The following is a 955-nucleotide window of genomic DNA, read 5'->3' as shown; positions in this document are numbered from 1 at the left end:
CGCGCCACGTCCAGGTCGACACGCTCCACCGTCCATGGCGCAGTCACGCCAAGCAGCTGCCGGTACAGTTCCACGCTGTCCATCGCACACCTCCTTACCAAGCCATGCGCGAAAGCGTACTACCTACCCACACGAAAGTCTGAAGAACCGTTATTTTTGTTTCTTGAGAGCAGCAGATGCGACAGCTAATGAAGTTCCGCTTGTCAATGGCGGGGCATGGCATCGGCGCGGAAACGGCAGTGGTGTATTCTCGGACGGCGCCCTCGGAAGGCCGTCCATTACCGATTTCGCCAACCACGCATCACGCCCACTTCTTCCCTAGCGCCTCCAGACCTGCCTTTTGCAGATCCTCCTGGCTCATCACAATGGGAACTCCCCTTCCCGGCGCGCCCCGTGGCTTCCGCGACGGGCACGCGGAAATGTTCCACGGTCTGCCCTGCATTGACCGCCCGCTGCAGCCAGTCGGGCATTGCGGCGCGGCCGTCCCAGCCCTGCCCGTGCGCGTTGCGGTAGCGCACCACACCAGGCAACGTCGCCGGTGGCGGCTCGGAAAAACAGCCGGCGGCCTGCAGGTGGGACAGGCTCAGCCCATGCTGAGCCAGCTGGATGCGGATCCAGGTAATCRCTTCGGCGCGCTCGATTTCGATCGACATCATTTTAGGTGCACAGATTTGAGGAAGCTGCGGAGCAGGATCCTGCGTTGTCGTCTCAAAGACGGTTAGGCCTCAACATTGTTCCGGCGGATCGCTGGTGTAACGCAACCAGCTCCCTTGGGGATTGGGAATCACGTGGTCACCCCGCCGCTCAAAAATTAATCAGACCCGAGGAGCCCGCCGGGCATCTGGTCCTCGCACGGTTTGCGCACAGGCTTATCCCGTGGCGCGGTGGACAAATCCCCTCCCTCGGGTGCCCCCTCAGGCCGACCCCGGCTTGAACTTGGTGCGTGTGGTCGGCG

Annotated in this window: 1 protein-coding gene; it reads right to left on the bottom strand. The window is 62.3% G+C overall.

The annotated features are described in order from the left end of the window. Positions 1 to 278: 278 nt before the first annotated feature. A complete protein-coding gene (locus tag AC1DN0_RS41165) occupies positions 279 to 656 on the bottom strand; it encodes an H-NS histone family protein (RefSeq protein WP_477146618.1) in 378 nt (125 codons plus the stop codon). Between the last annotated feature and the right edge of the window lie 299 nt (positions 657 to 955).

This window comes from Cupriavidus sp. 05N39, assembly GCF_056397325.1.
This window is presented reverse-complemented; position numbering and strand designations above follow the sequence as displayed.